This is a genomic window from Pseudomonas sp. WS 5051, from assembly GCF_012985715.1.
Taxonomy (GTDB): Bacteria; Pseudomonadota; Gammaproteobacteria; order Pseudomonadales; family Pseudomonadaceae; genus Aquipseudomonas; species Aquipseudomonas bubulae.
Map to the genome: position 1 here is coordinate 58,340 of NZ_JAAQWV010000002.1, position 15,913 is coordinate 74,252.

Annotated in this window: 14 protein-coding genes; 8 read left to right on the forward strand and 6 right to left on the reverse strand. The window is 59.2% G+C overall.

The genetic code is table 11. The features are described from left to right. Positions 1–5 precede the first annotated feature (5 nt). The 4 genes from HBN79_RS02735 (at position 6) to HBN79_RS02750 (ending at position 5,833) form a co-directional block, all read left to right on the forward strand. Positions 6–1,763: an acyl-CoA dehydrogenase gene (locus tag HBN79_RS02735; RefSeq protein ID WP_095020012.1), complete on the forward strand. Its 1,758-nt coding sequence runs from the start codon at positions 6–8 to the stop codon at positions 1,761–1,763. Positions 1,764–2,206: 443 nt separating this feature from the next. Next, positions 2,207–3,538 carry an MFS transporter gene (locus HBN79_RS02740; RefSeq protein WP_169916215.1) on the forward strand — a complete coding sequence of 444 codons (1,332 nt, stop codon included), beginning with the start codon at positions 2,207–2,209 and terminating at the stop codon, positions 3,536–3,538. 119 nt (positions 3,539–3,657) lie between these two features. Continuing rightward, positions 3,658–4,884 carry an OprD family porin gene (locus HBN79_RS02745; protein WP_095000371.1) on the forward strand — a complete coding sequence of 409 codons (1,227 nt, stop codon included), beginning with the start codon at positions 3,658–3,660 and terminating at the stop codon, positions 4,882–4,884. 235 nt (positions 4,885–5,119) lie between these two features. Beyond that, positions 5,120–5,833: a GntR family transcriptional regulator gene (locus HBN79_RS02750; protein WP_095000370.1), complete on the forward strand. Its 714-nt coding sequence runs from the start codon at positions 5,120–5,122 to the stop codon at positions 5,831–5,833. Positions 5,834–5,836: 3 nt separating this feature from the next. Here the strand turns inward: HBN79_RS02750 and HBN79_RS02755 are convergent, their stop codons facing one another. From HBN79_RS02755 to HBN79_RS02765, 3 genes are all read right to left on the reverse strand, one after another. Next, positions 5,837–6,787 carry a PDR/VanB family oxidoreductase gene (locus HBN79_RS02755; RefSeq protein WP_095026475.1) on the reverse strand — a complete coding sequence of 317 codons (951 nt, stop codon included), beginning with the start codon at positions 6,785–6,787 and terminating at the stop codon, positions 5,837–5,839. Between the two features lie 64 nt (positions 6,788–6,851). Continuing rightward, a complete protein-coding gene (locus tag HBN79_RS02760; protein ID WP_095000368.1) occupies positions 6,852–7,910 on the reverse strand; it encodes an aromatic ring-hydroxylating dioxygenase subunit alpha in 1,059 nt (352 codons plus the stop codon). 378 nt (positions 7,911–8,288) lie between these two features. Beyond that, positions 8,289–8,726 carry a hypothetical protein gene (locus HBN79_RS02765; protein WP_095000367.1) on the reverse strand — a complete coding sequence of 146 codons (438 nt, stop codon included), beginning with the start codon at positions 8,724–8,726 and terminating at the stop codon, positions 8,289–8,291. A gap of 265 nt (positions 8,727–8,991) precedes the next feature. On the opposite strand from HBN79_RS02765, the gene HBN79_RS02770 reads away from it, so the two are divergent. The 4 genes from HBN79_RS02770 to HBN79_RS02785 are packed head-to-tail and all read left to right on the forward strand — an operon-like array spanning position 8,992 to position 12,684. Continuing rightward, on the forward strand, positions 8,992–9,888 hold the full coding sequence (locus tag HBN79_RS02770) for a TauD/TfdA family dioxygenase (protein ID WP_095024729.1): 897 nt from the start codon (positions 8,992–8,994) through the stop codon (positions 9,886–9,888). A 25-nt stretch (positions 9,889–9,913) separates the two neighbouring features. Further along, positions 9,914–10,933 carry an ABC transporter substrate-binding protein gene (locus tag HBN79_RS02775; protein ID WP_095000365.1) on the forward strand — a complete coding sequence of 340 codons (1,020 nt, stop codon included), beginning with the start codon at positions 9,914–9,916 and terminating at the stop codon, positions 10,931–10,933. 5 nt (positions 10,934–10,938) lie between these two features. Next, the gene (locus HBN79_RS02780; protein WP_095020007.1) at positions 10,939–11,799 is read left to right on the forward strand and encodes an ABC transporter ATP-binding protein; all 861 of its coding nucleotides are present in this window, start codon (positions 10,939–10,941) and stop codon (positions 11,797–11,799) included. 18 nt (positions 11,800–11,817) lie between these two features. Then, the gene (locus tag HBN79_RS02785; protein WP_169916216.1) at positions 11,818–12,684 is read left to right on the forward strand and encodes an ABC transporter permease; all 867 of its coding nucleotides are present in this window, start codon (positions 11,818–11,820) and stop codon (positions 12,682–12,684) included. A gap of 91 nt (positions 12,685–12,775) precedes the next feature. On the opposite strand, the gene HBN79_RS02790 is transcribed toward HBN79_RS02785, so the two are convergent. The 3 genes from HBN79_RS02790 to HBN79_RS02800 form a co-directional block, all read right to left on the reverse strand. Further along, on the reverse strand, positions 12,776–13,396 hold the full coding sequence (locus tag HBN79_RS02790) for a TetR/AcrR family transcriptional regulator (RefSeq protein ID WP_169916217.1): 621 nt from the start codon (positions 13,394–13,396) through the stop codon (positions 12,776–12,778). A gap of 55 nt (positions 13,397–13,451) precedes the next feature. Further along, complete coding sequence (locus HBN79_RS02795; RefSeq protein WP_095020005.1) at positions 13,452–14,549, reverse strand: endonuclease/exonuclease/phosphatase family protein; 1,098 nt, start codon at positions 14,547–14,549, stop codon at positions 13,452–13,454. A gap of 64 nt (positions 14,550–14,613) precedes the next feature. After that, positions 14,614–15,873, reverse strand: coding sequence for a NupC/NupG family nucleoside CNT transporter (locus HBN79_RS02800; RefSeq protein ID WP_095023838.1), 1,260 nt, complete (start codon positions 15,871–15,873; stop codon positions 14,614–14,616). Positions 15,874–15,913: the final 40 nt, after the last annotated feature.

Sequence of the window (15,913 nt, forward strand, 5' to 3'; positions counted from 1 at the left end):
TTCCCATGTGGCAATACCAGGCACCGCTGCGCGACATGCAATTTGTCATTGAACACTGGCTCGAGGCCCCGCAGGCCTGGGCACAAACAGAGCGATTCCAGGATCTCGATCTGGCGCTGGCCCGCCAGGTGCTTGAAGAAGCCGGGCGGTTCAGCTCCCAGGTGCTTGCGCCGATCAACAGCAGTGGCGACCGCCAGGGGTGCAGCTTCGAAGCGGGCCGGGTGACAACGCCAGCTGGCTTTGTCGAGGCGTATGTTGCCTACACCGAAGGCGGGTGGTCAGCCCTGGCCTGCGATGAGGCCTACGGCGGTCAGGGCTTGCCACAGCTACTCGACGCGGCGCTGCAGGAGATGCTCTATGCCAGCAACCATGGCTGGGCCATGTACACCGGCATCGCCCACGGTGCCTATCTGTGCCTCAAGGCCCATGCCCCGCAGTGGATCAAGGCGCGTTATTTGCCGCAGATTGTCAGCGGTGAAGTCTTGCCCACCATGTGCCTGACCGAACCGCAGGCAGGCAGCGACGTCGGCCTGCTGCGCTGTCGTGCCGAACCGCAAGACGACGGCAGTTATCGGGTAAGCGGCAGCAAGCTGTTTATCTCTGGTGGCGATCATGACCTGAGCGCAAATATCCTGCATCTGGTGCTGGCACGATTGCCCGGTGCGCCTGCTGGCAGTCGGGGCATTTCGCTGTTTCTGGTGCCCAAGCTGCTGGACCACCATCAGGTCAACAGCGTGCGTTGCGACGGTATCGAACACAAGATGGGGATCAAGGGCAGCGCGACCTGTTCGCTGGTGTTCGAGCAGGCACAAGGCTGGCTGATTGGTGAGGCCAACCGAGGCTTGGCGGCGATGTTCGTGATGATGAACTCGGCGCGGCTGCATGTGGGGCTGCAGGGGTTGGGGCACGCCGAAGCGGCGTGGCAGAACGCTCGCGACTATGCCCTGGAGCGCAAGCAGATGCGTGCGCCGGTTCGGCCTGCCGGGATCAGTGCTGACGCCGCCGACCCGATCCATTTTCACCCGGCCATGCGTCGTACCTTGCTGGAGTTGCGCGCCTGTACCGAGGGCATGCGGGCCGTGGGCTATTGGGTGGCGCATCTGCTCGATGAGGCAGAGCACCTAGGGAGCCAGGCTGACCGTCAGCACGCCCTGCAGCTGGCAGAAATGCTGACGCCAGTGATCAAGGCGTTTTTCACGGATCAGGGGTTTCGCCAGGCCAGCAACGCTTTGCAGGTGTTCGGCGGCTACGGCTATGTCAGCGAATTCGCTATCGAGCAAACCCTGCGCGACAGCCGTATTGCGATGATTTATGAGGGCAGCAACGAGATCCAGGCCAATGACTTGCTGTTGCGCAAAGTGCTGGGCGATGACGGTCGGGCGTTTGCCGCGTTGCTGGCGGTGATGCGCCAGGAGTCCGCGCTGGCCCTGGACGCCTCGGAGTGTGCCGGTTTTGCCGCCGAGCTGGAGCGATTGTGCGACAAGCTTGAAGCGGTGGTGGCTGCAGTTCGTGAGCGCGCTGGCGAGGACGTCGAGTATCCCTATCGGGTTGCCGGGGACTTTCTGCGGTTGTGCGGGGTGGCCCTGCTGGGGTTTGCCTGGGTACGAGGGGCGCGTGTGTCCCGTTTGCTGCCCGACAGCGACCCGGTACGGGCCAGTAAACTACAGACTGCGCAGTTCTTTTTTGCCTATGTATTGCCAGAAGCCGACTACCGCATTGCCTCCATCCGTGGCGCAATGGCGAGGCTGGCGTTTGTCGAGTGATACCCGGAACGCATGGCCTCAGTGGATCCAATAAGAGGTTTTTAGAGTGAGTAATAATGGGTTTCTGGCCAGAGAAGATCTCTGGCCACGAGATTGGTCGATAATCGCACCCTAAAGTTTAGCTGGTCCTGATGCGCCAACACATTGAATTCAAAAGATAAAAACAATTTATATGTGTTGGTTTCTGTATCTGATGGACCGAATTATTGAGAATCTGACAAACCCTCATATTGCCTGTGGATCCATTAATGGGTTGACTAGCGCCCTGGCGTTGGCTGGATTCCTTCCTGACCGTCGCCCATAAAAATTACAAAAAAGGGTCTCGTCATGAAAGGCTTATCCAGAGCACAGAACTGTCACAGTTCTGTCCGCTTTATGTCTGCGCGTACTGCCGTGTTTTGCGCTTGCCTTGCCCGGGTTGCTTGCGACAGGCAGGTGCAATGATGGATATCAATCTGAAAGCTCGCGTTGATAACGGTCCGATGGTGCGATTTCAATGGCTCGCCATCGGGATCTGCATTGTTTTGAACATGATCGATGGCTTTGATGTGCTGGTGATGGCGTTCACGGCGGCTTCGGTGTCGGCCGAGTGGGGCCTGAGTGGAGCGCAGATCGGCATGTTGCTCAGTGCCGGGTTGTTTGGCATGGCGGCGGGTTCACTGTTTCTCGCCCCCTGGGCGGATCGCATTGGTCGACGCCCATTGATCCTGTTGTGCCTGGCGGTCAGCGGCACGGGCATGCTGCTTTCGGCATTGAGCCAGACACCGGTGCAGTTGGCGTTTCTGCGCGGGCTTACGGGGCTGGGGATTGGCGGGATTCTGGCCAGCAGCAACGTGATTGCCAGCGAGTATGCCAGCAAGCGCTGGCGTGGCCTGGCAGTGAGTCTGCAATCCACCGGCTATGCCCTGGGCGCAACGCTGGGGGGGTTGCTGGCAGTCTGGTTGTTGACCCATTGGGGCTGGCGTTCGGTGTTTGTTTTCGGCGGGGCTGTGACCTTTGCGGTGATCCCGCTGGTGCTGTTGTGGCTGCCCGAGTCGCTGGACTTTTTGCTTGCGCGCCGCCCGGCCACGGCCTTGCAGCGTATCAATAGCCTGGCCCGGCGCCTGGGGCAGCCAGTCTTGAGCCAGATGCCTGCTGCAGTGGTGAATCCGGCGGGTCACAGTACCGGCCTGAGCAAACTTCTGGCGCCTGCCTTGCGCCGCACTACGCTGCTGATCTGGCTGTTGTTCTTCTTGGTAATGTTCGGCTTTTACTTTGTGATGAGCTGGACGCCAAAACTGCTGGTCTCGGCCGGGCTTTCGGCGCAACAGGGCATTACCGGTGGCGTGCTGTTGAGCGTTGGGGGGATCTTTGGCGCGGCGCTAATCGGCGGCTTGTCATCGCGCTGGCCGCTGACCCGGGTATTGTCGCTGTTCATGCTGATTACCGCGGGCTTGCTGGTGCTGTTTGTCGGCTCGGGGTCTTCGGTCATGGCCGCGTTGGGGCTTGGGTTGCTGATCGGGCTGTTTTCCAACGGCTGCGTTGCCGGGCTCTATGCATTGTCGCCAGTAGTGTATGACGCATCCGTACGAGCGACGGGCGTGGGCTGGGGGATCGGCATTGGTCGTATCGGCGCTATCCTGTCGCCCATTGTGGCCGGTTTTCTGCTGGATGCCGGCTGGCAGCCCCTGCACCTGTATGGCGTGTTTGCAATCGTCTTCGTGATCGCGGCCGGTTGCTTGCTGCTGCTCAAGCCGTCTACTTCGCAGGCCCAACCGGCGCTGGCGCAGGCCTGATTCAACCTTCTGATCAAAGCCCGGCCTGGCCGGGCGCATACCCATGTCTATCTATCTGTCTGGTCGGGCTGTGTCCGCTGCGGGGAGCGGCTGCGCCCAAAATTCGGAGAACAATAATAATGAAGATGCTTACAGGTTTGCTGTCGTTGTCTGTTTGTGCCTCGGCAATGGCCGAGGGTGAAGGTTTTTTTGACGGTGCGAAAGCAGATTTGATGTTGCGCAACTACTACTTCAATCGAGATTTTCGTGACCATAGCGCAGGCAAAAGCAAGGTGGATGAATGGGCGCAGGGCTTTATCCTGAAATTCAGCTCCGGTTACACCCCAGGGCCTGTGGGTTTTGGCCTGGAAGGGATTGCCATGCTTGGGATCAAGCTCGACAGCAGTCGCGTGGCCAGCGGTTCAGAACTGCTGCCGGTGAACAGCGATGGTCGCGCGGCCGATAACTTTGGCCGGGCAGGGCTGGCGGCCAAGGCGCGTTTTTCGCAAACGGAAATGAAGGTTGGCGAACTGCTGCCGGATGTTCCGGTGTTGCGTTACGACGATGGGCGACTGCTGCCGCAGACCTTCCGTGGCGCCATGCTGGTGTCCAGGGAGATTGAAGGCCTGGGGCTGCAGGCAGGGCAATACCGGGCCGTGAGTTTGCGCAATTCTTCGGACATGCAGGATCTCGCGGCGTGGGCTGCGCCGGGTGTGACCTCGGACCGATTCAACTACGCGGGGGCTGAGTACCGTTTCAATGAACAGCGTACCCAGGTGGGGGCGTGGCATTCGCAGTTGGCGGATATTTATCAGCAGAGCTATTTCAATCTGCTGCACAAACAGCCGGTGGGTGACTGGGTGCTGGGCGCCAATCTGGGGTACTTCATTGATAAGGACGATGGCAGCGCGCGTATCGGTCGGGTCAGCAGTCGCACAGCGTACGGATTGTTCTCGGCGGCTACGGGCGGACACACGTTGTACCTGGGGTTGCAGAGGGTCAGCGGGGATAGCGGCTGGATGTCGGTGTACGGCAGTAGCGGGCGCACGCTGGGCAACGACATGTTCAACGGCAACTTCAGCAATGCCGACGAGCGCTCCTGGCAAGCGCGTTACGACTACAACTTTGCCGCGCTCGGGGTGCCCGGGTTGCTGGCGATGGTTCGCTATGGTCATGGCGACAACGCCACCACCAAACAGGGGGCTAACGGCAAGGAGTGGGAGCGCGATACCGAGGTTGGCTATACAGTCCAGAGCGGCACGCTGAAGAACCTCAGCTTGCGCGTCAACAACGCCACCAACCGTCGCAGCTTCAACAGCGACTTCGACCAGACCCGTGTGATCGTGAGTTATCCGTTGTCGATGTAGGGGGGCTGCGATGCAGGCAGCTCGGAATGTCTGCCGAATTGCGTCGATGCCCTCGCGAGCAAGCCCGCTCCCACAATGAGGTGTGCCAGGCTGTAGGTTTTGAGAACGGCGCACTGCCTGTGGGAGCGGGCTTGCCTGCGATGGCGTGCTCGCCAGGGCCGATTTGTGCGCCGCTCAATCTCTATAGCTGCTCATGCGTTACTATGGCCGCTCATGTTTTCTGGATGCTGCCTGGATGAGCAAACCCGGTCAATTGGTGCTGATTGCACTGCGCAAGATGATTGCCTCAGGCGAGCTTGCCGCTGGCGAACGCCTCATGGAAATTCCCACTGCCGAGTTGTTCGGCGTCTCCCGCATGCCGGTACGCATGGCCTTTCGCACGCTTGAGCAGGAAGGCTTGCTGGTGCGTTTCGGCGGGCGCGGTTTTCAGGTGCGTTCGGTCAGTGCCAATGATATCGCCGGTGCGGTGGAAGTACGCGGGGTGCTTGAAGGCCTGGCGGCACGTTTGACGGCTGAGCGCGGGCTGTCGGGAGATGCGCGGGCCGCCCTGGAGTTGTGCCTGCTGCAGGGGGATGAGCTGTTCGATAAAGGCTTCGTCACCGAGGACGATCTTGAGATCTATCACGACCTCAATATGCGTTTTCATCAGGTTATCGTTGAGGGCAGTCACAACCCGGCCATAGCCGATGCCCTGGCACGCAATGATCATTTGCCGTTTGCATCAGTGACGGCGCTGGCGGTTGATCGCAAAGACATGGTCCGTGAATACCGTCGCTTCAACTATGCCCATATGCAGCATCATTCGGTGTTCGATGCGCTGGTCAGTCGTCAGGGCGCTCGCGCCGAAGCCATCATGCGCGAGCACGCCAACGCGACGTTGCGTTATGCCGAAATCTTCGGTTCGGCCACCGCCAATGAGCGGATGAAAGTGATCCACCGCTCCGATTGAAGCTTAGATATCCAGCACCAGCAGGGGCGATTTCGAGCGCGAACAGCACGGAGTGAACTGATCGTTGCAGGCTTGCTCATCTTCGGTAAGGTACATGTCGCGATGATCCGGAACGCCTTCCAGCACGCGGGTCAGGCACGTGCCGCACACCCCTTGCTCGCACGACATGGGTATATCGATGCCATGACTTTCCAGGACCTGGACCACGGTTTTATCCGCCGGTATATCGAAGACCTGACCGGTGCTGCCCACCTTGACCGAAAAGCTGCCATCGTTGCTGCTGTCAACCGGGGCGGCGGCGAAGTACTCCCGGTGCAGGGCGTGCTCCTGCCAATCCTGGGCGCGCGCACTGTCGAGAACATGTTGCATGAAACCACCGGGGCCGCACACGTACAAATGGGTGTCGGGCTGCGGGTTGGCCAGTACCTGGGCTGCATTCATGGCGGTCTCTGGCTGCTCGTCGAAGTGCATAAACACCCGGTCAGCAAAAGACGAGTTGCGCAGACGTTCGACAAAGGCCGCTCGCTCGCCGGACCGTGCGCAGTAATGCAGTTCGAAATCTGCGCCGTTGTGGGCCAGACGCTCCGCCATGCACAAAATCGGGGTGATCCCTATGCCCCCTGCAAACAGCAAGCTGCGCCGGGCTTCGTGGGCCAGCGGAAACAGGTTGCGCGGTTCACTGATGCGCAGGCAATCGCCACTATTGATCTGTTCATGCAGGCTTTGCGAGCCGCCCCGTGAGGCTGGATCCTTGAGCACGCCGATCAGGTAGCGATGCTGTTCGTCAGGATGGTTACACAGGGAGTATTGGCGAATCAGTCCGCCGGGCAGGTGCACATCAATGTGCGAGCCTGCACTGAAAGCGGGCAGGGCGCTGCCATCGGTGCTGGCCAATTCATAGGTGCAAATGCCCTGCGCTTCGTTGTTGCGAGATACCACCACCACATCAATCATGCTGCTTCCTCAAAGCGTTGCCATTGAGGGGGCTGGCCCAAGTGTGCTCGCCCCCGTGCGGAAATTACTGCGCAGTGGCGATCAGTTGTGATTCGGACGTGCGTTCGCTGGCGATGATGCGGTCCAGGACGCGGCGTGACTGCACGCCACCCGAGTCGATATTGAGCTTGAGCAGTGCGCGTTGCGGGTGGTCCAGCAGGTTTTGTTGCTGTTGTTCGAGCATCTCCAGGTCTTCGCTGAAGATTTTGCCCTGGCCCTCGCGGATGGTCGCGGTAAGCGCATGATCCTGCGGGTTGAAGTTGCGTGCCATCCCCCAGAAGTACCAGATCGAGGTGTCTGTTTCCGGGGTGATGAAGTCGACCACGATGCTCGATGCCTTGAATTCGGGAGCTGCGTGATAGCCGCCTTTGCCCGCGTGAGCGACCCCGACTTCGATCAGGACGTGGCTGGGTGGCGAGAAGCGGCATATCTGCCAGCGGTCTACCGGCACATCGTCGGCTAGATTATTGCCGCGCAATGCCATGCGCCAGAACGGCGGAGCCATGATGTTTTCCATGTGCCGCGCCGTGACGACTTCGTTGCCTTCAACCGTGGTGTTCGGTGCGACTTCGTCGATTTCCTTCTGGCCAATGCTGGAGGCGTGTACGTAGGTTTCGTGGGTCAGGTCCATCAGGTTGTCGATCATCAGGCGATAGTCGCAGCCGATATGAAACAAGCCGCCGCCATAGGCCCATTCATCGCTCACCGCCCACTCCAGGTGGTGGATCAATGCAGGATCGGCTTGATCCTGATCACCGGGCCATACCCAGATAAAGCCGTAGCGTTCGACCGCGGCATAGGTTTTGTTGCACGGGAAACCGCGTACCCGTTGTCCGGGCATCTCGACGGTTTTGCCGTCGCAGCCCATGACCAGGCCGTGATAGCCGCACACCAGGTTGCCGTTTTCGACATAGCCCAATGACAGAGGGGCGCCGCGGTGCGGACAAAAGTTCTCGACAGCGGCGACCTTGTTTTCATGGCCGCGATAAAAAACCATTTTCTCGCCGCAAATCTGCCGGCCTAAAGGCTTGTCGGTGATTTCATCGGGGGTGCATGCGACGTACCAGGTGTTTTTTGGGTACATGACCAATCTCCAGATCAGGTGTTATTGCTCTTATGGATCCATTAGGCGGTATAGGGATCTTTCAAGTCAATTTTGCTCTGGAGTAATATCGGGTTTTAATAGGGTTTGTGGCGATTACCGAACACAAAATGCAAAGGTGGTTGCTGATAGTGGATCCATTAAAGGTTTTGATGGCGTGCATGATGCCTGCGGCGCTATATGGGTGACCGCCAGAATTCAGAAGGAGTGTTGTGAGGGCTTGTCTTCAAATTTGTCTTCATCGGGCTTCACCCCGTTGTAGATCATGGACAGGCCCAGGTCCAACAGGTGCAGGAAAGGTAAAAGGGTATATTTTTCACTGCTGGTTCGTACCCCTTCGGCAGCAGCTACGGGGGATTGTCAGGCCGATGTGCTGACCATCGACCCCGAACTGCCACTGCCCTGGGCCGTCAATGCTTGCAGCAAGGCTGCCGTCGCCGCCTGCAGCGCTGCTGCTGTCGCAGTCACCTGGGCCTGGGCTCCGGCCACGGCGGCGGCTTTACTGGCTTCGTTCTGGTCGCTGGCCTGGATGCTTTGCAGGGCCTGCATCTGCTGCTGAAGCTGCTTTTGCAGCTGTGCGATCTGTTTTTTCAGCTGCTTGACCGTGTCCGAACTGTCGTCATCACTGTCAGCCGCAGGCGCCGCATTAGCGTCTCGGGCCGCCCGTGGCTTGACCTGCTCGGTGGCCGTCGCGCCGGCATCACTCACGGCCGTGCTGTCCGTGGCCTTGCTGGCCGTGGCGGCGGGGGTGCTCTGAATATTCAGGCTCGATGCCAGGGGATTGATGCTGCCAACCATGTCGATGCGTCCTTTAGACTCGTTGTCCTACAGGACATCGGCAGGTTGCGCTGGCTCTTTAATAGCGCGGCGGAAAAAAGCCGGGCAAGCGCTCATATGCTTATGCAATAAAAGTATTTAAATTTAATTTCTTATATCTATAAAGTCATACCCCTGCGTACAGGTCGACCAATCGACGCGCCGCACGAAATGAACCAGCACGGGGCCACCGTGAGTTTCTGATCGATCTGCGCGCCATTGGGCGTGCCCTGCGTGGGAGTGATTTATGTCTGTACCGTCTGCCTCTGCGATTGCCGCGAGCATCGCGCCTCAAGCCTTTGAAATCCGTCCTTTCAGCGGCGCCGTGGGTGCCGAAATCATGGGCCTGGATCTGGCTTTGCCGGTCAATGACCAGGACTTTGCGCGTATCCATCGTGCTCATCTGCAGCATCACGTGGTGGTGTTTCGTGATCAGCGCATTACCCCGCAGCAACAGATCGACTTCAGCCGTCGCTTCGGCATCTTGCAGATCCATGTGCTCAAGCAATTTCTGCTGACCGGTCACCCGGAAATCCTTATCGTCTCCAACATCATCGAAAACGGCCAGTCCATTGGTCTGGGCGATGCAGGCAAGTTCTGGCATTCGGACCTGTCCTATAAAGAGCTGCCAAGCCTGGGCTCGATGCTGCATGCCCAGGAGCTGCCTGCCGAGGGCGGCGACACTCTGTTCGCCGATATGCACAAGGCCTGGGATGGCCTGCCTCAGGCCTTGCGCAAGGCGGTTGAAGGGCGTTCGGCTGCACATTCCTATACGGCGCGCTACAGCGAAAGCAAATTCGAGGGTAACTGGCGTCCGACCCTGACCCCGGAGCAACTGGCACAGGTGAACGAGGTGGTGCATCCAGTGGTGCGTACCCATCCGGAAAACGGCCGCAAGGCGCTGTTTGTCAGTGAGGGCTTTACCACTCGCATTGTCGGCCTGCCCGAGGACGAGAGCCGGCAGTTACTGGCCGAGCTTTACGCCCATAGCGTGCAGGAGCAGAACATCTATCGCCATCAGTGGCAGCCCCATGACCTGGTGTTCTGGGACAACCGTTCGCTGATCCATCTCGCCGCCGGATGCCCAAGCCATCTGCGCCGCAAGCTGTATCGCACCACCATCCAGGGCAACGCGCCTTTCTGATTGACTCATTTCAAGGAGCATTGCCATGCCCGCATCCCTCAAAACCGTGGCCGCAAGTCTGGGCCTGAGTCTTAGTCTGCTTGCCGGCAGCCTTGTGGCACCGAACGTCGCCCATGCCGAAGGCGAAATCCGTATCGCCGAGCAGTTCGGCATTGTTTACCTGTTGCTCAACGTGGTGCGCGATCAAAACCTGATCGAGAAGCACGGTAAGGAGGAGGGCATCGATATCAAGGTCGACTGGACTCAGTTGTCAGGTGGCGCGGCAGTCAATGATGCCTTGTTGTCCGGCTCCATCGATATTGCCGGGGCCGGAGTCGGCCCGCTGTTGACCATCTGGGACCGCACTCATGGCAGGCAGAACGTCAAGGCCGTGGCCTCGCTGGGCAACTTCCCGTACTACCTGCTGAGCAATAACCCGCAGGTCAAAACCATCGCCGACTTCACCGAAAAAGACCGTATCGCGGTACCGGCCGTGGGCGTTTCAGTGCAGTCGCGCTTCCTGCAATACGCCGCTGCCAAACAGTGGGGCGACAAGGACTTCAACCGGCTGGACAAGTACACCATCGCCGTCCCGCATCCGGATGCCACCGCTGCGCTGATCGCAGGTGGTACGGAGCTGAGCGGGCATTTTTCCAACCCGCCGTTCCAGGATCAGGCGCTGAAAAATCCAAATGTGCATGTGGTGCTCAACACCTACGACTTGCTCGGCCCCAATTCCCCAACGGTGCTGTTTGCCACCGAGAAGTTCCGTAGCGACAACCCGAAAACCTACAAGGCCTTTATCGAGGCCCTGGCTGAAGCCGCCGAGTTTGCCCAGAACGACAAGGGCGCGGCCGCTGACACTTATATCCGCGTGACCAAGGCCAATATCGACCGCGCCGAGTTGCTTAAAATCATCGACAACCCGCAGTACGAGTTCAGCGTAACGCCGAAAAATACCTATCCGCTGGCCGAGTTCTTGTACCGCGTGGGTGCGATCAAAAATAAACCTGACTCCTGGAAGGATTACTTCTTCCAGGACGCAAAACCGTTGCAGGGGAGCTGACAATAATGAATGCCTCGGTGCAAGGCCACACGGCCAGCCACTTGAATGCAACAGGGCCAGCCCTGTTGTCGGTCGACCAGGTCAGTCTTGAATACCGCACGCCGCAGCGTGTGGTGCGGGCGACTCATCAGGTCAGCTTTGAAATCGATCCGGCCGACCGTTTCATCCTGCTTGGACCTTCGGGATGCGGCAAGTCGACCTTGCTCAAAGCTGTGGCCGGTTTTCATGCTCCCTGTGAAGGGCAGATCCGCCTGCAGGGCCAACCCGTCACCGCCCCGGGGCCTGACCGCATGGTGGTGTTCCAGGAGTTCGACCAGTTGCCACCCTGGAAAACGCTCAAGCAAAACGTGATGTTCCCGTTGCTGGCGTCGAAAACCTTGCCTCGGCGCGAGGCCGAGGGGCGGGCTCTGCATTATCTGGACAAGGTCGGTCTGGCGGCATTTGCCGATGCTTACCCGCACACCTTGTCCGGTGGCATGAAGGCTCGGGTGGCGATTGCCCGTGCCCTGGCCATGCAGCCGAAAATCCTGTTGATGGACGAACCCTTTGCAGCTCTCGACGCCCTGACCCGACGCAAGATGCAGGAAGAATTGCTGCTGCTCTGGGAGGAGGTGCGCTTTACCTTGCTGTTTGTCACCCACTCGATCGAAGAGGCGCTGGTGGTCGGCAACCGTATCCTGCTGCTGTCGCCGCATCCGGGGCGGGTGCGGGCCGAGATCAACAGCCATCAGTACAACCTGCACAGCCTTGGCGGTGCGCAATTTCAGCACACGGCGCAGCGCATCCATCGGCTGCTGTTTGATGAAGCGCACGCCGGTACCGACGAACAACCGCTGAATTTCGCCGATATCCGTATCGCATATTGAGCTGTGGAGGATTGTCCGATGAATCAATCATCATCTGTACGCCAGGAATATGAAGTGGTCCTGGAACCGCTGCTAAGTGTGCCGCTGGAGCGCCAATTGCCGTTGAGCCAGCGTCTGTGGCAGCAGGGCTGGTTACGTAAAAGCCTGATCCTGATGGTGCTGGCTGTGCTTTGGGAGCTGGTGGCACGCTATCAGGACAACGACCTGCTGCTGCCGACGTTTTTGCAAACAGCCAGTGCGCTGTATGACGGCCTGATCAGCGGCGAGTTGCTGAGCAAGGTGGGTATTTCCCTGGTGGTACTGCTCAAGGGCTATCTGATCGGCATCGTGCTGGCGTTTGCCCTGACCACGCTGGCGGTTTCGACTCAGTTGGGCCGTGATCTGCTGAGTACCCTGACTTCGATGTTCAACCCGCTGCCGGCGATTGCCCTGTTGCCGCTGGCGCTGCTGTGGTTCGGCCTGGGGCAGAACAGCCTGATTTTCGTGCTGGTGCATTCGGTGCTCTGGGCCCTGGCCCTGAACACCTATGCCGGGTTTCTCGGGGTGTCGGAGACCCTGCGCATGGCCGGGCGCAATTACGGGCTGAAGGGAATTCGCTTTGTGCTGTTTATTCTTATTCCGGCGGCGCTGCCTTCGATCCTTGCCGGTCTGAAAATCGGCTGGGCCTTTGCCTGGCGCACGCTGATCGCCGCCGAGCTGGTGTTTGGTGCCACCAGCGGCAAGGGCGGCCTGGGCTGGTATATCTTCCAGAACCGCAACGAGCTGTACACCGACAAGGTGTTCGCCGGGCTGGCGGTGGTGATTCTGATCGGCCTGCTGGTGGAGAACCTGGTGTTCGATACCCTGGAGCGCGTCACGGTCAAGCGCTGGGGCATGCAACGCTGACCAGCAAAACCGAGTGGGAGCGAGCCTGCTCGCGAACGACCTTCGCGAGCAGGCTCGCTCCTACAGGAGGGCCTGATCGTCAACCGAGTTTCTACAGGCTCAGCCCCACCCCGCGCAATATTACCGAGGTGATGGTCTGTACCGCCTGATGGTATTGCTGGTCGGACAGCGGCTGATGGCCGTTGAGTGCGCAGACCTGATAGTCGAAGTCGGCATAGTGCTGGGTCGAGGCCCAGATCATGTACAACAACGCTGAAGGCTCCACCGGGTTGATGCGTTTTTCGTCCACCCACTGGCGTATTTTCTGCTCCATGAGTTTGGCACCCTTGGCCATATGCTCATCGAGCATGTCCTGGAACATCGGTGCACCACGCATGATTTCGTTGGCCCACAGTTTGGAGCCGTGGGGACGGGTGCGTGAATGGTTCATCTTTTCCATGATGTAGCTGGTGAGCACCACCCGCGGGTCGTCGAACTTTTCGAAACAGGCACCTTCCAGCCCCCAGGTGTCCAGCAGGTTGACCAGAACTTCGCGGTACAGCTCGTCCTTGGTGGAAAAGTAGTAGTGCAGGTTGGAGCGCGGCAGTGCGGCTTTCTTGGCAATATCGGCCATCTTGGTCCCGGCATAGCCTTGTTCGGCGAAGACTTTCTCTGCGGCCAAAAGGATTTTTTCGACGTTTTTGCGGCGGATCTTTACTTTCGGGTTGCTCATCGAGTACCTGATTTATCACGACAGGAGAGGGCTGCGGCTGACGACACAGCATAGGTCAATTGCCAGGGGGCGCTGTGCGGAAAATCTCGGCGTACAACGGCCAGTGATCCGATACGCCCTGGGCATGACGGGCGCCATCGAAGCGTGCCGGGGTGCCCCAGCGGTTGACCTGATAAGGGCTGCTGTACACCAGGCGAATGCTCTGCGGATCAACCTGCCAGCCATTGAAACCGCTGGCAGCGGTCATCTGTGGCGGGAACAGAAGCATGTCGAAGAACGACCACTCGCGTTTGCTGTGGTAGTAGTAACTGCCTTTGCAGCCCGCGCAGCCGATGAACTGGGACACCGCCCAGGTGCTGGCCAGGTCTTTGGCGATATAGCCGTGCTGCTGTTCTTCGCCGGCATTGATATTGAAGTCGCCGCCGACAATGGGCAGTACATCGTCCGGCAGTTCGCGCTTGAGCCGGGCCAGGTAGGCGACGGCCTGCTGGCGCAGGTAGCCCGGGGCACCGCCTGAGGGCAGGTGCAGGGAGAAAATCGCCGCTTTCTGGCCATCAGGCAACAACAGGCGAACTTCGAGAATGCCCCGGGTTTTGCTCACCCGTGCCGGGTCATCATTCCCCAGCGCCTGGTAGGGCACTGGATGCAGGCGGGCGGTGTCCCATTGAGGCAAACGGCTGAGTACTGCGGTGTCGATACCGCGCTCGTCCCAGCCCTCGATCAGTACGCGGGTCTGGTAGCCGGACGTGTTCAGGCGGGCATTGAGTTGCTCGACAACCTTGATGTTCTCAACTTCGTTGAGCATCAGGATATCCGGCCCGCGGCCTTGATTGATCTGTTTGATCACGGCGCTGAGGCGCTTGAGTTTTTCATCGAGCAAAGTCGGGGTCCAGTCGTTTTCTTCACACTCCTTGCGCCACGCCGGGACCTGGATTTTTGTGCAGCTGGCCAGGTACTCCGGGTGCGCGCGCTTGACGCTCAGGGGCAGGTAGGCGAAGTCGTCCTTGCCGTTGTCGTGCTCGGTGTCGAACAGGTTTTCGACGTTCCAGGTCATTAGTGAGACCCGGCCAGCTTCAGGCTCGACATGATTGGCGCAGGCGGTCAGCAGCAGGGTGCAGACGACGATCAGTAAATGGGTACGCAGCAGTTTCATTGGCAGTCTATCCAGGCATAAAGGTCTGTGAGGGGGGATGCAGGCTTGTTTATGGGGGCGGGCTTCACAGGGAAATAAACACCCCCGCCAACGCAGCACTCATCAGATTGGACAGGGTCCCGGCAATTACTGCGCGCAGGCCCAGGCGGGCAATATCCTGACGTCGCGAGGGCGCCATGACGCCCAGGCTGCCGAGCAGGATGCCAATCGACGACAGGTTGGCAAAACCGCACAGGGCAAAGGTGACGATCACCTGGGTGGGCCCCGACAGTATCTGGATGCCTTTGGCAGCGGCTTGGACCGGGTCAAGATAGGCCGCGAAATCGACATAGGCGACGAACTCGTTGAGCACCAGTTTTTCGCCGATAAAACTGCCTGCCGTCATGGCCTCGCTCCACGGTACGCCGAGGACAAAAGCAAGTGGCGCAAACACATGGCCAAGAATCAGTTGCAGGCTCAGGTGGGCAAAACCGAACCAGTTGCCCACCCAGCCCAGGATGCCGTTGAGCATGGCTATCAGGGCAATAAAGGCCAGCAGCATCGCGCCCACATTAAGGGCCAGTTGCAGGCCGTTACTGACCCCCAGTGCGGCGGCGTCGATGACATTCGCCGGTTTATCGTCGGGGTATACCTCGATGTCACTGAAGTTGTCGCGCGGTTCAGCGGTTTGCGGCTCCATCAGCTTGGCCATCAGCAAACCGCCGGGGGCAGCCATAAAACTGGCGGCAATCAGGTATTTAAGCTCCACGCCCAGGCTGGCATAGCCGATCAGCACCGAACCTGCGACCGAAGCCATGCCGCCGACCATCACCGCGAACAGTTCAGAGCGGGTCATACCGTCCAGAAACGGGCGCACCACAATGGGCGCTTCGGACTGGCTGACAAATATATTCGCCGTGGCCGACATCGACTCGGTACGGCTGGTGCCCAGCACCCGCTGCAAGCCGCCGCCAATCACGCGGATCACCACACTCATGATGCCCAGGTAGTAAAGGATGGCGATAAAGCTGCTGAAAAACACAATCAGCGGCAGCACCTTGATCGCAAAAACAAAGCCCTGGCTGCCAAACACTTCGCTCATTTTGCTACCTGCCAGAGGGCCGAAGACAAAGCTGATGCCTTCATTGCCATAGTCTTGCAGCAGGGCAACCGAATCGCTGATCGCAGCCAGCGTTGCCTGGCCCCATGGCACATAGAGGGCGAAGGCACCCAGGCCTGCCTGCAATACAAATGCCCCGACTACGGTCTGCAACTTGATTGCCCGGCGGTTGCTGGACAGCAGCACCGCCAGGAGAATCAATACCACCACTCCAACGAAACTCATTGACCAGATTCCCGTATGTCACGCATCAAGGTCGCACCGG

Bases quoted from the DNA above. Each gene is read 5' to 3' on its own strand.
- HBN79_RS02765 (WP_095000367.1), bottom strand. From the start codon at position 8,726: ATGGTTGGCAGCATCAATCCCCTGGCATCGAGCCTGAATATTCAGAGC.
- HBN79_RS02785 (WP_169916216.1), top strand. From the start codon at position 11,818: ATGAATCAATCATCATCTGTACGCCAGGAATATGAAGTGGTCCTGGAA.
- HBN79_RS02800 (WP_095023838.1), bottom strand. From the start codon at position 15,873: ATGAGTTTCGTTGGAGTGGTGGTATTGATTCTCCTGGCGGTGCTGCTG.
- HBN79_RS02740 (WP_169916215.1), top strand. From the start codon at position 2,207: ATGGATATCAATCTGAAAGCTCGCGTTGATAACGGTCCGATGGTGCGA.
- HBN79_RS02770 (WP_095024729.1), top strand. From the start codon at position 8,992: ATGTCTGTACCGTCTGCCTCTGCGATTGCCGCGAGCATCGCGCCTCAA.
- HBN79_RS02745 (WP_095000371.1), top strand. From the start codon at position 3,658: ATGAAGATGCTTACAGGTTTGCTGTCGTTGTCTGTTTGTGCCTCGGCA.
- HBN79_RS02790 (WP_169916217.1), bottom strand. From the start codon at position 13,396: ATGAGCAACCCGAAAGTAAAGATCCGCCGCAAAAACGTCGAAAAAATC.
- HBN79_RS02760 (WP_095000368.1), bottom strand. From the start codon at position 7,910: ATGTACCCAAAAAACACCTGGTACGTCGCATGCACCCCCGATGAAATC.
- HBN79_RS02735 (WP_095020012.1), top strand. From the start codon at position 6: ATGTGGCAATACCAGGCACCGCTGCGCGACATGCAATTTGTCATTGAA.
- HBN79_RS02750 (WP_095000370.1), top strand. From the start codon at position 5,120: ATGAGCAAACCCGGTCAATTGGTGCTGATTGCACTGCGCAAGATGATT.
- HBN79_RS02780 (WP_095020007.1), top strand. From the start codon at position 10,939: ATGAATGCCTCGGTGCAAGGCCACACGGCCAGCCACTTGAATGCAACA.
- HBN79_RS02795 (WP_095020005.1), bottom strand. From the start codon at position 14,549: ATGAAACTGCTGCGTACCCATTTACTGATCGTCGTCTGCACCCTGCTG.
- HBN79_RS02775 (WP_095000365.1), top strand. From the start codon at position 9,914: ATGCCCGCATCCCTCAAAACCGTGGCCGCAAGTCTGGGCCTGAGTCTT.
- HBN79_RS02755 (WP_095026475.1), bottom strand. From the start codon at position 6,787: ATGATTGATGTGGTGGTGGTATCTCGCAACAACGAAGCGCAGGGCATT.